The following is a 21,070-nucleotide window of genomic DNA, read 5'->3' on the forward strand; positions in this document are numbered from 1 at the left end:
CGCTCACACCCTTGGTGTGTTTCATACATAAAGCCGAATGCTTTGCTGAAACGCTGTTTGACACATTGCATGATGCGCGCGAAAGGCTGGAATAATGGCAGGAGGATTACAATTGGCGCAGGCCGCAATCAGCGTTGGGAAACCTGAACCCGCCGGACGTCTTGCAGAGAAAGGCGATGGACAAAATGGGCCGCCTAAGGGCACAGATTTAAACCCAAGGACTCTGCGCAAGGCCGGAGGGAACTTGGCGCGCAGGTCACGTTCTATCGCTTGGGTCATGTCCACGTCTGGGCCATTGTGCCAACAGCCCCTTTTATCCTCATTTGGGCTGAAACATGCCCGCAAACTGCGCGCGCAGCAGGTTCTTTTGCACCTTCCCCATCGTATTGCGCGGTAACTCGGGAACAATGACCAGTTTGCGCGGATGTTTGAACCGGGCCAGCGATTGCCCGACCGCCGCGCTGATGGCTGAAACATCCGGTACAGATGCGCCATCGGGCACCAGAACGCCGACGACGGTTTCGCCAAAATCCGGGTGCGGCACACCGATGACTGCACTTTCAAGTACACCGGGCTGCTCGTCCAGCACCAGTTCGATCTCTTTGGGATAGATGTTGTAGCCTCCCGAAATGATAAGATCCTTGTTGCGTCCGACGATGTGGACATAGCCCCGATCGTCAATCTTGCCCAAATCGCCAGTAATGAAGAACCCGTCCTGACGCAGCTCTTCACGGGTCTTTTCAGGCATCTGCCAATAACCCGCGAAGACATTCGGCCCGCGTACCTCGATCTGGCCGACTTCACCGTCAGCCAGGGTCTCTCCGGTTGCAGGATCGGTGATCTTCAGCTCGACCCCCGGCAGTGGAAAACCGACGGTCCCGGCCCGGCGTTCGCCCGCATAGGGGTTGGAGGTGTTCATGTTGGTTTCCGTCATGCCATAGCGTTCCAGAATCCGGTGGCCGGTGCGGTTCTGAAACTGTACATGGGTTTCCGCCAGCAGGGGGGCGCTGCCCGACACGAACAGGCGCATATGTGCGGCCAGATCGCGGGTGAAACGGGGATCGTCCAGCAGGCGGGTGTAAAACGTCGGCACACCCATCATCGAGGTGGCGCGCGGCATTTCGGCGATGATGCGATCCGGATCGAACCGGGGCAGAAAGATCATAGCGCCGCCTGCAATCAGCGTGATGTTGGTGGCCACGAACAAGCCATGGGTGTGAAAGATCGGCAGCGCGTGCAACAGCAGATCCCGGTCGGTGAACTGCCAATAATCGGCCAGCACCTGGGCATTGGACAACAGGTTGGTCTGGGTCAGCATCGCCCCCTTTGAACGTCCGGTGGTGCCGGATGTATAGAGAAACGCAGCCAGATCGTCGGCGGTGCGCGGCGCGGTGTCGAACCGATCCGATTGCGCCTGTGCCTTGAGCGGCAGAGACCCGCTGCCATCCCCACTCAGGGTTTCCAGAACGGCATCTGCCGCAGTCGCAACCGGAGCCAGTCGTTCGCTGTTGGCCGGGTCGCAAACAAGGATCCGCGCACCGCTGTTTTCGACGAAATAACTCACCTCATCCGCCGTATAGGCGGTGTTGAGCGGCAGGAAGACAATTCCGGCCTGAATGCATGCGGCATAGATGGCCAGCGCCTCGGGTGACTTCTCGATCTGCACCGCCAACCGGTCACCGGGCTGAGCGCCGAGATCGGCAAAAACATGTGCGAACCGGGCGGTCATTGCCAGAAACGCCGAATGGGTCAGCACCTTGTCATCTTCCAGATACAAGAATGGCGTGTCGCGCCCGGCATGTGCGCCAAACAGGGTGTCGTAAAGTGGGTTCGCCATCCAAGTGTTTCCTTATGCGGTTTGCGTCTGGGCCGCCTGAGCCAGAGCCATCACCTCGGGCGCGGCAACAACGTCTTGCCCGCTGGCATAGCGCTCGTGGTTCTGGGAAATCAAGGACAGGTCGTAGAGATAATTGACCATGACCCCGCTGGACCGGGCGATGCCATTGGCCGACACATCGGCGTCCGCATGAACGGCATGGATCATGGCCCCGTTGCCCAGATGGAAACGTGCGACCGGATCATAGGGGCTGCCATCAGTGCGCCTGGCGTTAAGCAGATAGTGGGCTGCGCAGCGCTGCCTGTCTTCTGGCGTTTTCATTGGCATTCGCCCGCCGTTCTCGCCCACCCACCGGTTCAGGCCGGGAATCGGGGACAGGGTGACAAAAGTTTTCAGCTCCGGCAGTTGCCGCGACAGATCGGCCACCACCTGCTTGATCAGCGAATTGCCGAACGAAATTCCCGCCAATCCACCCTGGCAATTCGAAATCGAATAGAACACCGCCGTATCTGCCTGCCCTGCAGGCAGGGCGGCACGATCGTCCGAAAGCAACGCCTGAATAGAGCCGGGAACTCCGCGTGTCAGAGCCACTTCGACAAAGATCAGCGGCTCATTGGGCATCGCCGGATGAAAGTAGGCAAAACAGCGCCGGTCTTCGGGCTTCAAGCGGCGGCGCAGGTCCTCCCAGCTGTCGATGGCATGGACCGCCTCGTAGGCAATGATCTTCTCCAGAATGTCTGCCGGGCTTTCCCAGTTGATCGGGCGCAGCACCAGAAAACCGCGGTTGAACCAAGAGGCGAACAAGTGCCGGAAATCCAGATCGACCATCAGCAGGTCCGGTGCATCGCGAGAGAGACTTAGCAGATCCTTGCGCATCTCGACCAACTGCCCGGTTGCGCCGGGCACCTGGTTCAGCCGACGCGCCAATTCCTGGCGACGCGGCTCGGATGCGGCGAGAAAGGCGCGATACGTGGATTTGTTCGGGTCGGCCTGAAACGCGTCCAATGTGCGACGCACGGCATCCGGATCAATACCCAATCCCTGTATCGTGAATTGGAAGAAAGCCAGCTTTTCACTGTCATCCATCCCAGCATAGCGATCCAGAATATGGCGGGCCAGCGCCATGCCCGAAACCTCGCCCGAGCTGCCCAAAAGGTCGTTGGACAACTCCTTGATCGTACGCCCGGCCGGGTCTGGCTCAGACGCACCGCGATAACGACGCTCGAACACGGTGGACAGAAGATCTGCAAGAAAGCTCATATCGCAGTGCCCATCACATAGTCAGGCAGCCAGGTCGCCAGCCCGGGAAACAGGCACAACAGTACAATTGCCAGCACCATGCAGGCCACAAAAGGCAGCGATCCGGTCAGAATTGTTTTCAACGAGATGTCCGGCGCAATACCGTTGATGACATACAGGTTCAGCCCGACAGGAGGGCTGATCAGGCCGATTTCCATGTTGATGGTCAGCACCACCGCAAACCAGATCGGGTCGAACCCGGCGGTGGTGATGATCGGCAGCAGGATCGGTGCCGCCATCAGAATCACCGCAACCGGCGGGAGAAAGAAACCCGCGATCAGCAAAAAAACATTGACCGCCGCCATCAGAACCCAGCGGTTCACATCCAGTGTGCCGATCCATTCGGCAATGGATTGGGTGATGAACAGGCTGGACAGCATATAGGAAAACACCCCGGCGGCTGCGATGATGAACAGGATCATGACCGATTCCTTGGTGCTGTCTCGCAGCACGACCCACAAATCGCGCGGATGCCAAAGGCGGTAGATCACCATCGCGATCACCAGACACAGCAACGCTCCCACTGCTGCGGTTTCGCTTGGTGTGGCGATGCCACCGTACATCGCATACAACACGCCCAGAATAATCGCCAGAAACGGCAACACCCGTGGCAGGATCTCAATGCGCTGCCTCCAAGTATAGCTACCTGTGTTCAACAGGGCGATGTTGCCTGACCGCCAGGTCGAATACAGAGACCACGCCATGAACAGCCCGACCAGAAGTGCACCCGGTAAAACGCCCGCCAGGAACAGACGCCCGATACTGGTCTCGGTGGCAATGCCATAGACAATCATTGTGACCGACGGCGGGATCAGGATGCCAAGCGTCCCCCCGGCCGCGATGGATCCGGCGGCGACACCGTCGGGATAGCCCCGCTTGCGCATCTCGGGAATGCCCATCTTGCCGATGGCGGCACAGGTGGCGGGGCTGGACCCGGACATGGCCGCAAACAGCGCGCAAGCGCCGAGATTGGAAATCACCAGACCGCCGGGAATGCGGGTCAGCCAGCGCTCCAGCGCCTCGTACAGATCCGCCCCGGCGCGGGTCGAGGCGATGGATGCGCCCATGATAATGAACATCGGGATCGACAGCAGCGCGAAATTGTCGAGCTTGCCGAACAGGATTTCCGGCATCAGCTCGAGGCTGCGCACGCCGTCGAACACGATCAGAAAGCCCGCCGACACGATCAGCAGGCCCAGGCCCACCGAAACCCCGGAAAACAGCACCAGTATGGTAATGACGGCGACGCAGGCCCCCAGCAGCAGTGGATCCATCAGCTGTCCTCCAGCCCAAAGGGCGCATCGATTCCCAGGATCACCGCAACCAGATCAGCCACCAATTGCAACAGAAACAGGCCGAACCCGACCGGCAACGCCAGGTACGGAATCCAAAGCCGGACTCCCCAGACCGTGTCCGAGGTCCATCCCCGCGCCCAGGCGAAATGCCAGTAGTCGTAGCCATACCACAGCATCAGCGCGACAATGGCGATAGACAGCGACAGGGTGAAAACCGCCAGAACCTTGCGGGCCCGTTTGGGCAGCGACAGCGGCACCAGGTCGACATTCACATGTCCACGCAACCGCTGTACATAGGGCAACCCGATCAGGGTGGCCGAAATGACCAGATAGATGACAGCTTCGGTTTGCCAAATGGTCGAACCGTTCAGCACGAAGCGGACCACGATCATTTGGCAGGTGATCGCTACCGCCGCCACGATCATGCCCGCCGAAATCCACCCGGCAAGGGTGGACAGGCCCGCCGCGACGCGCAGAAAGCGGTTACTTCCGACTTGCGCCGGAACGGCCGAACTGTGGCCCGCCATGCTATGCTCCTTATGAATTCAATTGGGGCGGCCCCGATGCGGCACCGCCCGAGCCGATCACTGAACCGCCAGGGCCATGTCCAGCAGCGCCTGCCCGTCCGGGACCTGCTCGACAAAGGCCTTATAGGATGTTTCCCGCGCAACCGCGCGCCAGGCCTCGAAATCTTCTGGTGTCATCTCGGCAATCTCGACGCCTGCATTTCGGAACATCTCGACTGACGCCGCATCCTCTTTCTTGGCCTCTTGCAGATAGAATGCCTCGGCTTTTGCGGCCCCGGCCAACAAGGCGGCCTGCTGTGCATCGGTCAGCCCTTCGAACGTGGATTTGTTCATCAACAGCGGCTGATACATGAACCACAAAGCGACTTCGCCTGCGGGAGTATAGCAAGCGACCTGCTCGTAGATGCGATAGCTGACAAAGGAACTGGACGAGGTATTCGCCGCGTTCAGGACTCCGGTCTGCATCGCGTTGTAGATTTCCGAACTGGCCATCGAGGCAATCGATGCCCCGGCCCCGGCGAGCATCTGCTCAAACGCCTTGCCTGCGGCCCGTGTCTGCAAGCCGACGACATCCTCGGGTTTGGTGATGCATTTGTCCTTGCCGGCGAATCCGCCCGCCAGATAGCCATGCACCAGCACCATGACGTCATCCTCGGCCATCTTGGCCTCGATCGCCTCCATAAAGGGCGAGTCGCTCAGACGCGCGGCGTGATCGTGGTTTTTGACCAGCCCCGGCATCAGAGTCAGATTGAACGCGGGCTGCTGCCCCCCGGCATAGGACAGCGGAAACACAGTCATGTCCAACTGGCCCCGCGATAATGGTTTGTATTGTTCACGCGGCTTGAACAGCGATTTGCTGCCAAAGATCTTGATCTCGAGATCGACGTCGGCGGCAGCCACCTCATCCGCCACAATCTGTGCCACCTGGTGACGCACATCGTTGTTGGACCATTGGTGCGACAGTCGCAATTCGGTTGCGCTCGCCACCCCTCCCAGAACCACAAGCGCCGCCGCAGCGGTCGCTGTCAGGAAATTTCTTGTCATTTTATCCTCCCGTTTTCCGTCCGGTCGTTTTGAACCCCGGCGTGTGGGCGGCAGTGTTTGCGCTGGTGACCCCAAAGTCAAGATTCGTGTATACAAGAAGCATCGTATTGCACACAAAGCGGGCGCGCGCTAGGATTTCGCATGGACAGCAGACGCGCAGACCAGATTGCCGACGCATTGGAAGAGCTGATCTTTACCGGTCGGTTCGGCGACGGTGATCGTTTGGACGAAATTCGTCTGGCCACGGAATTCGACGTTTCCCGCACCCCGATACGCGAGGCGCTGCAGCGGCTCGTGGCCTCGGGACTGGCGGCCCAAATTCCACGGCGCGGTGTTTTTGTGCGTCAACCCGGCCCTGTCGAACTGGTCGAGATGTTCGAAACCATGGCCGAGATCGAGGCGGTCTGCGGGCGACTGGCTGCCATTCGCATCTCGGATGGAGCTCTGGAGGAACTGGACGCTGTCAACCGGCGCTCCCGGCTCTCTGTCGCCGAGAACGATACCGATGGCTATTATCGAGAGAACGAACAGTTTCACCGCCTGATATACCAGCAATCGGGCAATGGGTTCCTGGCACGCGAAGCGCAGCGGCTGCAACATCGCCTGAAACCCTATCGCCGGATCCAACTGCGCCTGCGCGGACGTTTGCAGCAATCCATGGCAGAACACCTGGCCATCGTGGCAGCCCTGAGATCCGGTGAGGCTGACCGCGCGGCCAGTATCCTGCGCGAGCATGTCGCCGTTCAAGGCGAAAAATTCCACCACCTCATGGCTTACCTGAAAACCCAGGCCCCATCCGGAATCTAGGGCACGCTGGCGAGCGGATAGCGTTCGATTTCGTGAAAATGGCCCTGGTCGTCTTCCCCTACCAAGGACAGGCTATCCACCGGATACGGGCCAGACACCAACTCGGACAGATGCGACCGCAAGCTTGTATAAACCCGCCCTGCAGTTTCATCGTCCAGCGGCCCGGTCAAGGTGATGTGGAACCGAAAATCCTGCATGACATGGGGATAGCCCCAACGCAGCAGGTTGCTGGCTTTGGACGGGCTCAGCCGGCCCTTGCGCCGCCGGTCCAGTTCTGCTGCACTGAGTGGTGCGCGAAACTCGTCCAGATCGACCACCACCCGCGCGGCCAAGGCGTTCAGCCCATCGACACCGCCCTTGGGAAGCAGCGCCAGAAATCGTCCCATCCGCGCAATCTCCAACCCCGACAACGTGACCGGTTCAAGCTGCGCGCAGAGCTTCTCCATCGCCTGTGAAAGCGCCGCAAACGAGGCCCTGCCCGCAAGCCGGAAAGGGGGTTTGATCGTCGCGTGCAGCCCATACCGGCGCGGGCGGGCGGTGACTTCGGCCTGTGCCGGATAAAGTTCGCCGGTCTGCGCGCTCACGTGCCCCTGCGCGATGTCCCACCCCAGCCACCGCGCACCAAATGCGCCCAGGTCGCCAGCCGGGACATGATAAATCGCGATCCTTGTGAACATGCCGCCGCCCATACCGGTCGCTCCGATCACTCTGGATCGCAAACCGTCACCACGGGCCCTGCCGCCTCGATTGCCGCCCCGGCCGCAATCAGGATATCTTCTCGAAAGCGCCCGGCGATCAGTTGCACCCCCACCGGTTGCATTGCAACCGTCAATCCGGGCAATCCCAATGCCGGCAGCGCACGCTGAATCAACTGTGCCTCAAAGACCCGTTGGAAATCCGCCTCGGACCGTACGTCCAGCTGTTGCGGGAAAGGCAATTCTGCCGAAACCGGGCACAAGACCACCGGGTATCGGCGCAAGAACGTCTCCCACTCGCGAATCAAGGTGGCCCGGCTTCGAGTGGCCTGCATCAGACCATCGAGATCGATGTTTCCGGCATCCAGCGCCATCTGCCGATAGACAAATTGCGAATCCGCCTCGCCTTCGTTGCGGATCATCTGAACGGTCGAAAACTGTGTTTCCGCCATCCATAGCTGGGCATTGATTCTGGCGGCTTTGCGCAGCGGAGGCGTTGGGGTCTCTTCAACCGTCCAGCCAGCCGCGCGCAGCCGTTCTGCTGCCTCGCGCAGCGCCACCGCAACCTGGTCGGCGACCACCAAGCCCTCTGGTGCGATACACAGCGCCGCACGCCGTTCGAAATTGCCCTGCTCCAACGGCGACCGAGTGTACCACGGATCGCGCGGATCGGGGGCCGCCATCGCGAGAAGCGACAAGCGGATATCTTCCACTGATCGGGTGATCGGGCCGGATACGGCCATCAGCTGCGCGCCGATGAACCGGTCCGCGCCGGTCGCGTTATGGGCCGGGACCCGCCCCAGGCTGGGGCGCAACCCATGCAGGCCACAGGCATAGGCAGGATAACGCACCGACCCTGCAATATCCGTGCCATGCCCCACCGCGCAGATACCACTGGCCACAGCCGCCGCCGCCCCGCCCGAGGATCCACCCGGTGTAAGCGCCGCGTCACGCGGGTTCAGCGTCTGGCCGTGCAGATCGTTGTTGGTGAACCAGCGCAGCGAAAACGCTGGCGTGTTCGTACGCCCCACGATGATCGCCCCGGCGCGACGCAAGTTGGCCACAACAGGATTGTCTTGGTCCGCCACCAGACCCGCAAGCTGTTTCAAACCGTTTGTGGTTGCATGGCCCTTCTGATCGACGTTCACCTTGATGGTGATCGGCACACCGCACAGAGGCCCCGGCGTCTCGCCCTTGGCAATCCTCTGATCCAGATCGCGCGCCGATGCCAGCGCCTCGTCCGGAAACTCCTGTACGACGGCATTGATGCGCGGGTTGACCTGCTCCAGCCGCTGCAGGTGCGCCTGAGTGATTTCGACCACCGAAAGTTGACCACAGCGCACTTCGGCCGCGATTTCGGCGGCCGTCAGTTCCCACAGCTCTGCCATGCCATGTCCCCTCTTGTTCAGCGCAAGTTGACGCCAAGCCCCGGGCAGATCAATTGAAATAACGTCAGAATGCCATGCGGACCGCTGTTTTCCCGGCAGGGGGCCTGCGTTGCTCTTGTCATTCTGCTCCGTGCTTGCCGCCGGTCTTAGTTGGCGTAGCCTTCTTCAAGCATCTGGGCCGCAACGAACCGTGCATCCAACAGGAGACGATTCAGATCGCCAAGATTCCGGCTCTCTGCATATTGCGCCAAATCCTGCAGAACATCCAAAACCCATTCATGCTCAGTCTGCGCCTCTGGAAGAGATCCGGGTCCGGCCATATCCAACAACTCGGCCAGACGCTCCGTTGCAAGGTGTTTTTCGTCTTCGCGCCCGCTCAGGTTGTCCCCGGAAGGGGACTTGATAATCTCGGCCAGACGATACAATTCTTCCACCACCTCTTCAGCAGCCTCTTGTGCTGAAACGCTTCGCGGTGGTTTCTTTGGCATATCTGGCATGATCTCTTTCCTGGAGTTTATCGTGGCACACTGCACCCAATCCACAGCCATTGATAGCACGTGCCCCGCATAAACGTAATTAAAGCACTGTTTTTAAAACAAATAAAGATGAGCCAGTCAATCCATGACGAACGATTCGGAAAATGAACAACAGATCTGCGACCCGACTCATCTAGCGCGGATCGAAAAGACCATGGCCGCAATAAAGGCCTCTGGCAAACTGGGTCGGGGCAAACGCCGCACCCATCTTCTGGACTATCTCGTCGGGCAGGAGTGCGCGGGCAAGGGTGCAGAGATCAAGGCCTTTGCAATCGCCCTGGACGTGTTTGGCCGCGACGACTCGTTTGATCCGGCCAGCGACAGTATCGTGCGCTCTGAGGTCGGGCGGCTACGCGATGCGCTGAACCTTTTCTTTGCCGGAAATACAGATCCGGAACTGGTGTTGATCGACATTCCAAAGGGGACATACCGGCCCAGGATCACCCGGCCAGCGCGGCCCTGCAAACCGACCCGCAGGCCGAGATGGGTTTGGGCCGCGGCGACCGCCGGGGTTACGGCAGCACTGGTGGCGGTCTGGACATTGGCCAGCCCACGGGCCTGGCTGTCGCAAAACGCCGAAGAACGCATGCCTTACGACGTGCTGCGCATCGCTGTCCTGCCATTTGAAAAGGCCGGCGATCACGCGAGTCTCGAAGAGATCGCATTCGGGTTGTACTCGGAGCTTTCCATGGATCTGTCGGCCTATCCCTGGATCGCGGTGGTCTCGCCGCTGAACCCCGAGGAACTCGGGGCCGACTATGTCCTCAAAAGCAGCATATTGTGGCAGGGAAGCCAACTCTTGTCGAACGCGCAGCTGGTGGCCCTGCCGGATCAGAATCTGGTCTGGAGCTGGTCGGATTCCGTCGCCATCACGGTGTCGGATATCCAGTCAGCCCAGAATCGCATCACCAGTGGGATTGCCCAGAGCATTGGCTCCGAAAACGGCATTTCACCGGATCTGATCATTGCCCGGAACGCCCGCCATTCCGAAACGAGCCTCGAGGCCTTTATCTGTTTCATTAGCATCTACAAATATATTGACGCGCCCACCAATACCGAACACCTGAAACTGCGGGAGTGTCTGGAACGCGTTGTTTCGCAATACCCCAAATACGGCGAAGCCTGGGCCGGTCTGGGCATACTCTACATGGACGAAGTCAGGTTTGGCCGGAACCCGCGGCCCGGGCGCGATAGCTGGGCCGATGCGCGCGCCGCGATCGACAAGGGGCTGCAACTGGCCCCCCTGCGCAACCCGACACTCACAGCCGCCATCGTGCTGGATGTGCAGGGACCGAGCCAAAACCTGTCAGAGGCCGCGAAACATGGGCGAAAACTGCTAGAATTGTTCCCGCGCCATCCAATGGCCCTTGCCTTAATCGGATCGATGCGGGCAGAATTTGTGGGTCAGTGGAACCAAGGCTTGGCCCAGATTGATCAAGCCATCGCACTGGAGCAAACGCCCCCTAGCGCGTTCTTTGTGACCCGTGCCTTTCATGCCGCCATGGGATCGGACGATGCTGCGGCTGTTGCGGCCACCCTGCCGCTGACAACGCCGACATCCAAGCCTGAATTGCTGTTGCGCTACCTTGCCGCCTCGCGGGTCGGCCAGTTAAATGAGATGCAACGCTTGCGAACCCTTCTCGCGCGCCAGGGTCTTCCCACTCAGGATAGCCTCGTCGAATTCGTTAAAAACCGCCGATATCATCGCGATCTGGAACAGGCCCTGCTATCGCAATTGCAACGCGCCTTTCAGCGGGAATCCAAAGGATAAGCCTGGCGAGGCATACCCGGCCTGCCGCAGATCAGATCACCGCTTTCTCCACAACGGGCTCGCCGCGCTCGATCCGCCCGTATCCCAAGGGTGACAGATCGAGGCTGCGAAATTCGCCATAGGTCAGGTATTCTGCCGTGCCGCGCCCCATCGCCGGCGCTTGCTGCAGCCCATGCCCTGAAAAGCCGTTGAGAAAAACAAAGTTCTCGATCTGCGAATGCGGACCGACAATCGCATTCTGATCCAACGTGTTATAGGCATAGTGCCCGACCCATTCGGTCACCACCCTGATCGCCTCGAATTGCGGGATACGAGTGGCGATTGTGGGCCAGACCTGATCCTGCCACAGCCCGTGATCCATGGTAAAATCGTCGAAATCCACAGCCGGATCAGGATCGGCATGCCCTCCGGCCATATAGGTGGTCGGCCCATCCTGACGCATGTGGACACCCGATGGGTCAATGGTCAACGGCAATTCCCGGTCCAGCGGGCGTTCCGCCGAAAAGATCCATGTGAACCGCTTGCGCGGCTCGACCGGTATCTCGATCCCGGCCATCGCCGCTGTCCGCGTCGCGCGTGGCCCCGAGGCGTTGACAACCTGACCGCAGGCAATTTTTTCGCCCGATTTCAGCGTCACCGTTTCAACCCGGTCGCCAGCGGCATTGCGGCTCATCTCCACGACTTCGTTGCTGATGTATTCGACGCCCCGCTCGCGTGCGCTGCGCCGCAACCAGTCAAACACCGTGCCGCCATCCCAATACCCTTCGTCAATGCGGTTGATACTGCCCAGAACAATGTCGTCCAGCCGGTAGAATGGATAGTCGCGCGCGATCTCGTCCGGCGTCAGAAGCTGTGTCGCGACACCCTCGGCCAATTGCACCTTTTGGTTCTGGCGCAGAACTTCGGCAAAGGCAGGAGAATCAGCCAGATAGAGATAGCCGTAGCTCTGGATCGACAGTTCGGGCACCCGCGTGTCGCCCCCCATATACGCGCGGAAGTTCTTGATGAAATCGGCGGCAAACTGGGAAATCCGCACGTTCAAGGCGCTGCTGAACTGCTGCCGAATGCACGAGTTGGTATGCGCCGTCGAACACATCCCATAAGAGGGATCACGCTCGATGACGAGGACCGAGCCGTCAAAATCCGGGTTTTCGGTCAGAAACCACGCTGTCGAAGACCCCAGCATCGCACCGCCAACGATGACAACATCATAGGTGGCGCGGGCGGGGGTCTGGTGCATGCTCGCTCGGCTCATCAGAAAATATCTCCCAGTTTGGCTCGTTGCATCACGTCCTGAATTTCGGCCTCGTCCAGCCCGTAATCCGCTCGCGCCGAGGCGATGCCGATATACCCCAGGGCCAGATCCCGTTTGATCTGTTCGGGCCTGCGGTCCATGGGAGCGCCATACCCGGCACCGCCCGGAAAGCCCATCATGACGCGCCGCCCATGGGGCACAAACTGCTTGCCCTTGCCTTTCATCGCGGTGCCATCGTCCTGGGCAATGGTGGTGGGCGCACCTGACCGGCCCCCGCGCCGACCGCGTGCAGGATGATCGACACGGTCGAACATGGCCTGCAGGTCGAATTCGTGGCCCTCGCGGGCTCCAACTTCCATGTATTGCCCCAACCCGCCTCGGCATGCCCCCGCGCCACCACTGTCCGGGCGCAACTCCTTGCGCCAGACGATCACCGGGCCGACCTGCTCTGTGGCTTCGACCGGCATGGTCATGACACCGGATGGAAAGGCGGTGGCATTCATCCCGTCCAACTTGGGCCGTGCGCCCGAACCGCCCGAATTGAAGGTCAAGACTTCGGCGCGCACCGCGTCCTCTGGTGCGGGGGCATCGGTGCGGGGCCGCAAAGACAGTTGGAAATTGCACAGACAACCAGCCCCTTCGGCGGGCACCGTGTCGGGCAACAGCTTGTCCAGCGCATCATAGATCGTGTCGGGGATCATGTGACCGATCACGTGACGCAGCGCCACCGGCGCGGGATGCACCGCGTTGACGATACTGCTTTCCGGTGCGACCACACGGAAAGGATCGAGGGACGCAGCGTTGTTGGGAATTTCCGGAGCAATCGCGCATTTCAGCGCATAACAGGCATAGGCCTTGGTGTAGACCAGCGGCACGTTGATGCCCTTTTTATCCACCCCCGAAGTGCCGGCAAAATCGCACAGGACATGGTCGCCGGCAAAACTCAGATGCACCTTCAGATCCACCGGGTGGCTATAGCCATCGATCTGCATCGCGCCCGATGCGCCAGCACGGGGCAGCGCCCGAATACGCTCCAGTGTCGCCTCGCGCGAATTGGTCAGGATAAAGTCGGCGATACCATCCAGATCGGCCAGATCGAATTCGGTCATCATGTCGATCAGGCGGCGGTGGCCGATGTCATTGCAAGTGACCAGCGCATAGATGTCACCGACCAACTGGTCCGGTTCTCGCACATTGCCCCGGATGATCCGGATCAGCGTCTGATCGACCTCGCCACGCGCTGCCAGTTTCATGATCGGGATGTACAGCCCCTCTTCGTAGACCGAGTTCGCATCCGCCCCGAACCCGCGGCCGCCAATGTCGACGATATGCGCGGTGCAGGCAAAGAAACCGACAAGCCGCCCTTGATGAAACGAGGGGGTGACAACCGTGATGTCATGCAGGTGGCCTGTGCCCTCCCACGGATCATTGGTGATATAGACATCGCCCTCGTGGATATTGTCGCACCCAATGCGACGAATGAAATGAGGGACCGCGTCGGCCATGGCATTCACATGCCCCGGCGTGCCGGTGACCGCCTGCGCCAGCATCCGACCTTGCCCGTCATACACACCGGCCGACAGATCGCCCGCCTCGCGCACGCTGGTGGAAAAGGCGGTGCGCACCAAGGCCTGCGCCTGTTCCTCGACCACTGAAATCAGGCGATTCCACATGACCTGATAGGCGACACGGGAAAGCTCAGCCATGTCGGGGCTCCTTGCTATGGATGTCGATGCAGCCGTCGCCCAGCGCCTGTGCGCTGCGGCTGGCAGGGAGCACGATGGTGGTTTCCGACTCGGTGATCAGGGCGGGGCCGGCGATCTGCATACCGGGGCAGATCCCGGCGCGCTCGTAAATTCGGGCCTGCGCAATTCTGCCCTCAGCCGGATCAAACAGCGCCCTTTCTCCGTCTGCCTCCGGGGGGGGAGCGGCAACCACCGGATCCGCGGGCGGAACCGGATCCGGGCGGGTAAAGGCATTGACCGACCAGACGGTGATCTCAACCTCCATGCCCTGAACAGAGCGGCCAAACAGTTTGATGTAATCCGCCTGAAACAGCGCCAGAAACGTCGCGGCATCCGGTGCACTGGCTTGTTGGGCGCTCAGCGCCACCGGAATTTCCCAGCCCTGCCCGGAATAGCGCATGTAAACCTTGTGGTCGCTCAGGATTTCGGCGCTGGCGTCACAGCTGCGCACAAATCTCGTGGCCTCTTGTTCCATCTCGGAAAACAACGCCGCGACGGCGACAGCATCAAAGGCCGACAGTTTCATGAACACACTCCGGTTGGCCTCAAAACTGAAGGGCGCACGCAAAAATCCGATGGCCGATCCGACGCCTGCCCCTTGCGGCACCAGACAGCGATCCACGCCCAGTTTTGCGCACAGCCGCGCGGCGTGCAACGGGGCGGCACCGCCAAAGGCGATCATCGTATATTCGGAAAGATCCTCGCCGTTTTCCACCGCGTGGACCCGCGCGGCATTGGCCATGTTCTCGTCCACCACCTCGGCCAAGCCCCAGGCGGATTCGGTCGCGTCCATCTCCAGCCGGTCGCCCAGAACCGAACGCAATGCGGCCTCTGCCGCGTCTAAATACAGAGGGATCGAGCCCCCGGCAAAGTTCTCTGGGTCCAGCTTACCAAGGACCAGATCTGCATCGGTGACCGCCGGACGGTCCCCGCCGCGCCCGTAGCAGGCCGGGCCGGGTTCGGACCCGGCGCTTTCGGGGCCGACGCGGATCTGGTTCATCACATCCACATGCGCCAGAGATCCCCCCCCGGCCCCGATTTCGACCATATCGATCACCGGAATCGAGATCGGCATACCTGACCCCTTTTTGAAACGATAGCTGCGGGCAACCTCGAACACGCGGCTGGTTTTGGGGGTCTGGTTCTTGATCAGGCAGATTTTTGCGGTGGTGCCACCCATGTCAAAGGACAGTACCTTGTCCAGCCCATGCCGCGCCGCGATATCGGCGGCAAACACCGCGCCCCCGGCGGGGCCCGATTCCACCAACCGCACGGGAAATTCCGCCGCACTGTCCAGCGAGATGATGCCGCCGCCGGAATGCATCAGAAAGATCGAACAATCGACGCCCTCCGACTGCAGACGTCCCTGCAGACGCCCCAGATAGCTTTTCATCAAAGGCTTGATATAGGCGTTGGCGATCGTCGTGTTGAACCGTTCGTATTCGCGCATCTGCGGACTGACCTCAGAGGACAACGAGATCATCACCCCCGGCAGTTGCGCGGCAAATACCTCGCGGATCATCCGTTCGTGTGCCGGATTGACATAGGAATGCAGCAACCCGATGGCGATACTTTCATAGGCGGCGGCGCGCAGATCCTGTGCCAATGCGATTATATCGTCCCGCTCAAGCGGGATCAGCACCTGCCCCTGCGCATCCATGCGTTCGCGCAGCACATAGCGCCGGTTGCGCGGCAGCAGGGGGTCAGGCAGCGTCAGGTTCAGATCGTATTGTTCGAACCGGGACTCTGTGCGCATCTCGATCACATCGCGAAACCCCTGCGTCGTGACCAGCGCCGTCTTGGCCCCGCGCCGTTCGATCAGCGCATTGGTTGCCAGGGTGGTGCCGTGAATGATCTGCCCGATCTGATGCGGCGCGATACTGGCCTGGGCACAGACCTGATGCAGCCCCTGCACGATTGCGTCTTCGGGGGCTGAATAGGTGGTGAGAACCTTGGTCGAAAACCGAGCCGATCCGATTTCGATAACCACGTCGGTAAAAGTACCGCCGATATCCACGCCCAACCGCGCCTCTTGCCCTGACATTCTGCCCTCACTCCCGATTTCAGATTGCCCGCCACTGGCCCATCATACGCGTGCCGTTGCCGATGCCAGAATGGCGGAAACCCAATCCCGCACCGACGTAAGCTGCGTGGGAAGGCATTCGGCCATGCCTTCGGCAAAAGCCAGAAAATCCGCTTCGTTGGTTGGATTCACCGCCGTCAGGACGGGGATATCCAGCATCAACGCCTCGGCGATCAGGGGACGGAATCCGCGACCGGCTGCTTCATGCTTGCCGAATTTATTGATGATCAGCAGGTCCGGCCGGTTCCCGACCGTGCCATCAAGCGCCGACAGAACATGCGCCACCGCCTGTTCCAGTGCCGCCGGGTTCAGCCGACAACCGCGCGATCCTGCTCCCAGCGATTGCGATATCCGAAACACCGGCCCATCGGGCAGCACCCGAACATCCATGTCGCACAGTTCGGAATCCGAGCATTGGGTGTTGGACTGAACCACCCCGCCAAGCGGAACACCGGCCCGGGTCAGATGCACGGCCAGTTCGGACAACAGCAAATCGGTCTGCCCACGTGCCTGGGTTCTGATATAGGCCAACGCCATTGCGCCCGCTCCCTGTTTCATGCTGCCCGGAGACGCCGATCCTTTTGCCCCCCGCAGGATTGGTGCCGGATTTCGCTTGGCTGGGCAAGAGGTTGTCGCATCACAGTCCAAGCGCGCGCCGGCGTTCCTCGGCAAAGCCCTGCACCAGCCGGTCTGCAATCAATGCAAGAACGGCCATGGAAGCCCCGGCGGAAAGGCCCAGCCCCACATCGGCCTGCCCCAGCGCCAGATAGATCGACTGGCCCAGCCCGGTGGTGCCGATCAACGCCGCGATCACCAGCATCGCGAACGCATACAGGATCGTCTGGTTCAGCCCGAGCAGAATGGTTGGCGCCGCATAGGGCGCGCGAACGTCGCGCATCGTCTGCCAGGTGGTTGCCCCCGATGCGGTGGCGGCCTCGATCATTTCGCCAGGCGTCGAGATCAACCCGTGGCGGGTATAGCGGATCATCGGCACCACCGCATAGAGGCAGATCGCCAGAAAGGCACTGAACTCACCGATCTGAAAAAACATAAGGACCGGGATCAGGAACACAAAAAGAGGTATGGTCTGCAACATGTCGCAAATCGGGCGCATGATCCGCCACGCCAGCGGGCTGACCGCACAAAGCAGACCGATGCAGCCACCGACAAGCGCACATGCAAACACCGCCGCGCCGGACAGATACAGGGACAGCAGCGCCCGCTCGAACAGGCCCGACAGCAGGATAGTCAACAGCAACCCGGTTGCGATCGCTGCAAACCCACGCCCCTGCGCGACCCATGCCAGCGCCGCTGTCGCAGTCAGTACAAAAGGCCAGGGCAGATTTGCGATGCCGGTCTCCAGCATCCCGACCGCGATCACCAACAACAGCCCGCCTGTCAGGCGCTCGCGCAAGGCCAGCAGCAAACCGGCGACAAGGGCCAGCGCGTACAGCGCCAGGCTCATGGCGGCGGTCCACTGAAATCCCCAGGTAAAGTCCAGCACCGCATCGTCCAACCCGATCTTCAGCGGCAGCAATCCGTAAAACATCGCGCCGTTCTTGATCGCATCCAGCCTTGCGCCATTGTCAGCGGTAAACGCGCCCAGACCGTGGTCGACGGCTGCGGCCAGCGGATCCAGAAGCGTAAAAGTGGCGGGGTCCGGCAGGTGGCTCCAGAACACGACCGTAAAGACCACGGCCAGCCCGATCAGAGAATAGGCCACGCGCGGGTCATACCGGCGGCGCTCCAGCGCCAGTGCCGCGCTCATCCGGTCGATGATCACGGCAAAGGCAACGATGACCAGACCCGCCAGCAGGCTTTGACCGAACTGGGCCTTGCGCATGGTCAACAGCACTTCCCAGCCAATATCGTCAAACCCGCCGATCACCGCCGCGATGATCACCATTGACAGTGCCGCCATAAGGCATTGATTGACCCCGACCATGATCTGCGAGGCCGCCGATGGAATTTCGACTTGAAACAGCTGTTGCAGCCGTGTGCCACCGCTCATGACTGCGGCTTCCTTGATCTCGGCGTCTACCCGCTCCAGACCCAGCATCACGTTGCGCGCCATCGGCGGGGCGGCATAAATGGCACTGGCAATCAGCCCGACCACAGGACCAAAGCCGAACAACAGCAGAAGCGGGGTCAGATAGGCGAAGGTCGGCACCGTCTGCATCACGTCCAGCATCGCCTGCACCGCCCCACGGATGCGGGTGAATTCGTTGGCCAGGATCCCAATTGCGCCGCCCAATAGCAACGCCAGAGGCACGGACACGGCCACCAAGGCCAGCGTGTTCATGCTCTGCGCCCAATAGCCCGACGCCAGAACAAAACTCAGCCCGGCAAATCCAAGCATCGCCATCCGCACCCCGCCGATGGCCCAGCCCAAAGCCGTGGCCCCACCGACAAGCAGCGGCCATGGCGTCGCGCCCAGGACAAAATTCGCCCAGTCCATCGGAAAGCGCAGCACCTCGGAGAAACCGCGCGCCGCCGGCTTTATCGCGTTCAGGAACCACTCGGCCCCAACCCCGACCCATTGCGTGGCCGGTGCCGTCCAGGCGGCTGGCCACGCGGTCAGCCACGGCAAATTGGGGCCCAGCAGCAGACAGACGCACCCGACCAGAACCGTCACCAGCGCCGCCTGCGCGCCGGGGGTCAGCCTTGCGCGCGCCGCCGAAACCGGATCTGCGGCGGTCGTCATGCCTCGTCCACCTGCAGGGCAGCGGCCAGTTCGGCGGGATGCACGGTGCCCACACACATGCCTGAGTCGTCCCAGACCGGAACCGGCTCGTACAGATCCATGCATTTGGCCAGCGCCGCATCCAGTGTCATATTGCGGCGCAGTCCAGGATCGTCCGGCCCCCGAACATGGCCGCCGCCATCGCCACTGTGCATGACCGAGGCGACCCGCGCATGGCGCCCCCTGGCGACGTCCTTGGCAAATTCGCGGACATAGTCATCCACCGGATTCAGCACGATTTCGGTCGGTGTGCCGATCTGCACGATCCTGCCATCGCGCATGATCGCGATCCGGTCGGCCAGTTTCAGGGCTTCGTTGATGTCATGGGTTATGAACACGATGGTGGTGTTCAGATTGGCACGGATCTGCAGGAACTCGTCCTGCAACTGGCGGCGGATCAGCGGGTCCAGAGCCGAGAACGGCTCGTCCAGAAACCAAACCTCGCAATCGGCCACCAGCGAGCGCGCGATGCCGACACGCTGGCGCTGTCCGCCTGACAGCTCGCGCGGATAGGTGTCTTCGCGCCCCGACAGGCCGACCAGATCTATCACGGTCTGTGCCTTGGCCCGCCGCGCGGCCTGTTTCACGCCCTGAACCCGCAGCGGATAGGCCACGTTCTGCGCCACGGTCATATGCGGAAACAGGCCAAAATGCTGGAACACCATGCCCAGTTTGTTGCGCCGCAACTCGATCAGCCGCTGCTTGCTGGCGGTAACAATATCCTCGCCGTGGATGCGGATTTCGCCGCCGGTCGGATCCAGAAGATGCGAAATACAGCGCACCAGAGTGGATTTGCCCGAGCCTGACAGGCCCATGATAACAAACAACTCGCCCTCGGCGACTTCGAATGTCGCGTCCTGTACCGCCGGGATCAGCCCCTTGTCGCGCAAGGCCACCGCCGCCGCAGCGGCATCGCCGCCCGATTGCGCCAGTGCCTGGGCCAGCGCAGGTTCTGAGTCCGGCCCAAACACCTGCCACACGTGGCGGCAGGTGATGGCAGGTGCTGTGTCGCTGCTCACGCGGTGCGTCTCAGTTCAGCGCGGCATCGACGACGGGGCGCCAACTGTCCTGGTTCGCGGCCATCCATTCGGCCACCACCGTTTCGACCGAGCCGCCATCGACATCAATCGCACCCATCATCGGTTGCTGGTCCTCGACGCTCAGTTGATAGTTGGACAGGATTTCAAAGGCTGCGGGCCACTTTTCCTCGGTTCCCGACCAGGCCGCCTTAAAGATCCGCGACGGTGCAAAATCGCAGTCATTAACCGCATCCGGGTTCGGCCCCCAGGCCGGATCGGTAAAGCAATCCTCGTTGCCGACAGGAAGATCGACAAATTTCACATCATAGGCGGACATCGCCCAATGCGGCTGCCAGAAGGTAATCAGCAGTGGCGATTTCTTTTCGGTGGCGGCGCGCAACTCAGTGATCAACGCCCCTTCGGACCCCGCCGGAACAGCCTTGAACGGCAGTGCAAGACCGATCATGCGGTCCGCCCCCGGCGTACCCCAATCCGCCGGATAGTCCACCAGACGCCCCAGGGGAATGGTGTCGGCAGTCGCGAATTGCGGCGCGCAGTCCATCAATGCCTCCCAGGCAGGCAGGCCTGGGCAAATCTCGGCCACATGTGCGGGGTAGGCGATGCCTTCCTTCGCATCCAGCCCCAGATCTCCGATCTCGACCACACCGCCAGCCTCGACCTGCTTGGCATATTCATCCGACACGTTGGAAGACCAGATTTCCAGCGTCGCATGTACGTCACCATCCCCGATGGCCTGAAACTGGTTCATCATGCCGGCAGTGACATATTCGACTTGATATCCGGCGGCTTTCAGCATTTCGCCCGCGATATGGGTGGTGACATGCTGGCCCGTCCATTCATTGATCGCCAGCTTGATCGGTTCATCCACCGCACCCAGTTCTGCGGCGGTCATCGGGCCTGCCAGCGCGGACAGCACCAGCCCAAAGCCAAGTGATTTCATCGTGTCTCTCCCTGTTCCGTTGTTTTGCGGCAGTATTCTGAAAATCAGCCTGCATGTCACGTCAC

The 21,070-nt window shown here is 61.0% G+C and carries 17 protein-coding genes; 2 read left to right on the plus strand and 15 right to left on the minus strand.

Annotated elements, in window-relative coordinates:
• Positions 1-319: 319 nt before the first annotated feature.
• The 5 genes from NANH_RS0109130 to dctP are packed head-to-tail and all read right to left on the minus strand — an operon-like array spanning position 320 to position 6,002.
• Positions 320-1,837 (minus strand): malonate--CoA ligase, encoded by a 1,518-nt coding sequence (locus NANH_RS0109130; protein ID WP_027261760.1) that lies wholly within the window; start codon positions 1,835-1,837, stop codon positions 320-322.
• A 12-nt stretch (positions 1,838-1,849) separates the two neighbouring features.
• A complete protein-coding gene (locus NANH_RS0109135) occupies positions 1,850-3,097 on the minus strand; it encodes a malonyl-CoA decarboxylase (RefSeq protein WP_027261761.1) in 1,248 nt (415 codons plus the stop codon).
• Positions 3,094-4,410 carry a TRAP transporter large permease gene (locus NANH_RS0109140; RefSeq protein WP_027261762.1) on the minus strand — a complete coding sequence of 439 codons (1,317 nt, stop codon included), beginning with the start codon at positions 4,408-4,410 and terminating at the stop codon, positions 3,094-3,096. The genes NANH_RS0109135 and NANH_RS0109140 overlap by 4 nt, the downstream gene beginning before the upstream one ends.
• The gene (locus NANH_RS0109145) at positions 4,410-4,958 is read right to left on the minus strand and encodes a TRAP transporter small permease (protein WP_027261763.1); all 549 of its coding nucleotides are present in this window, start codon (positions 4,956-4,958) and stop codon (positions 4,410-4,412) included. Before NANH_RS0109145 ends, NANH_RS0109140 begins: the two co-directional genes overlap by 1 nt.
• A gap of 57 nt (positions 4,959-5,015) precedes the next feature.
• Positions 5,016-6,002, minus strand: coding sequence for a TRAP transporter substrate-binding protein DctP (dctP, locus tag NANH_RS0109150; protein ID WP_027261764.1), 987 nt, complete (start codon positions 6,000-6,002; stop codon positions 5,016-5,018).
• Positions 6,003-6,143: 141 nt separating this feature from the next.
• On the opposite strand from dctP, the gene NANH_RS0109155 reads away from it, so the two are divergent.
• Positions 6,144-6,809, plus strand: a complete 666-nt coding sequence (locus NANH_RS0109155; RefSeq protein ID WP_027261765.1) for a GntR family transcriptional regulator — start codon at positions 6,144-6,146, stop codon at positions 6,807-6,809.
• Here NANH_RS0109155 and NANH_RS0109160 read toward each other — a convergent pair.
• The 3 genes from NANH_RS0109160 to NANH_RS25855 form a co-directional block, all read right to left on the minus strand.
• Positions 6,806-7,486: a DUF1045 domain-containing protein gene (locus NANH_RS0109160; RefSeq protein WP_036050662.1), complete on the minus strand. Its 681-nt coding sequence runs from the start codon at positions 7,484-7,486 to the stop codon at positions 6,806-6,808. The two genes, NANH_RS0109155 and NANH_RS0109160, sit on opposite strands and share 4 nt — an antisense overlap.
• Before the next feature lie 26 nt (positions 7,487-7,512).
• Entirely contained in the window at positions 7,513-8,892 is a 1,380-nt protein-coding gene (locus NANH_RS0109165; RefSeq protein ID WP_027261767.1) for an amidase family protein, read from the minus strand.
• Between the two features lie 146 nt (positions 8,893-9,038).
• On the minus strand, positions 9,039-9,389 hold the full coding sequence (locus NANH_RS25855; RefSeq protein ID WP_139236494.1) for a hypothetical protein: 351 nt from the start codon (positions 9,387-9,389) through the stop codon (positions 9,039-9,041).
• Between the two features lie 124 nt (positions 9,390-9,513).
• Between NANH_RS25855 and NANH_RS0109175 the strand changes: the two genes are divergently transcribed.
• Positions 9,514-11,199, plus strand: a complete 1,686-nt coding sequence (locus NANH_RS0109175) for a hypothetical protein (protein ID WP_027261769.1) — start codon at positions 9,514-9,516, stop codon at positions 11,197-11,199.
• Between the two features lie 31 nt (positions 11,200-11,230).
• Here NANH_RS0109175 and NANH_RS0109180 read toward each other — a convergent pair whose 3' ends face one another.
• From NANH_RS0109180 to NANH_RS0109210, 7 genes are all read right to left on the minus strand, one after another.
• Entirely contained in the window at positions 11,231-12,454 is a 1,224-nt protein-coding gene (locus NANH_RS0109180) for an NAD(P)/FAD-dependent oxidoreductase (protein ID WP_027261770.1), read from the minus strand.
• Positions 12,454-14,160 (minus strand): hydantoinase B/oxoprolinase family protein, encoded by a 1,707-nt coding sequence (locus tag NANH_RS0109185; protein ID WP_027261771.1) that lies wholly within the window; start codon positions 14,158-14,160, stop codon positions 12,454-12,456. Before NANH_RS0109185 ends, NANH_RS0109180 begins: the two co-directional genes overlap by 1 nt.
• Positions 14,153-16,243: a hydantoinase/oxoprolinase family protein gene (locus NANH_RS0109190; RefSeq protein WP_027261772.1), complete on the minus strand. Its 2,091-nt coding sequence runs from the start codon at positions 16,241-16,243 to the stop codon at positions 14,153-14,155. The genes NANH_RS0109185 and NANH_RS0109190 overlap by 8 nt, the downstream gene beginning before the upstream one ends.
• A 42-nt stretch (positions 16,244-16,285) precedes the next feature.
• Positions 16,286-16,819, minus strand: coding sequence for a DUF2478 domain-containing protein (locus tag NANH_RS0109195; protein ID WP_027261773.1), 534 nt, complete (start codon positions 16,817-16,819; stop codon positions 16,286-16,288).
• 100 nt (positions 16,820-16,919) lie between these two features.
• Positions 16,920-18,986, minus strand: coding sequence for an ABC transporter permease (locus NANH_RS0109200; protein WP_027261774.1), 2,067 nt, complete (start codon positions 18,984-18,986; stop codon positions 16,920-16,922).
• Complete coding sequence (locus tag NANH_RS0109205; RefSeq protein ID WP_027261775.1) at positions 18,983-20,044, minus strand: quaternary amine ABC transporter ATP-binding protein; 1,062 nt, start codon at positions 20,042-20,044, stop codon at positions 18,983-18,985. Before NANH_RS0109205 ends, NANH_RS0109200 begins: the two co-directional genes overlap by 4 nt.
• Positions 20,045-20,054: 10 nt before the next feature.
• The gene (locus NANH_RS0109210) at positions 20,055-21,005 is read right to left on the minus strand and encodes an ABC transporter substrate-binding protein (protein WP_027261776.1); all 951 of its coding nucleotides are present in this window, start codon (positions 21,003-21,005) and stop codon (positions 20,055-20,057) included.
• Positions 21,006-21,070 lie beyond the last annotated feature (65 nt).

It is taken from the genome of Sedimentitalea nanhaiensis DSM 24252 (assembly GCF_000473225.1).
In the GTDB taxonomy this organism is placed as follows: domain Bacteria; phylum Pseudomonadota; class Alphaproteobacteria; order Rhodobacterales; family Rhodobacteraceae; genus Sedimentitalea; species Sedimentitalea nanhaiensis.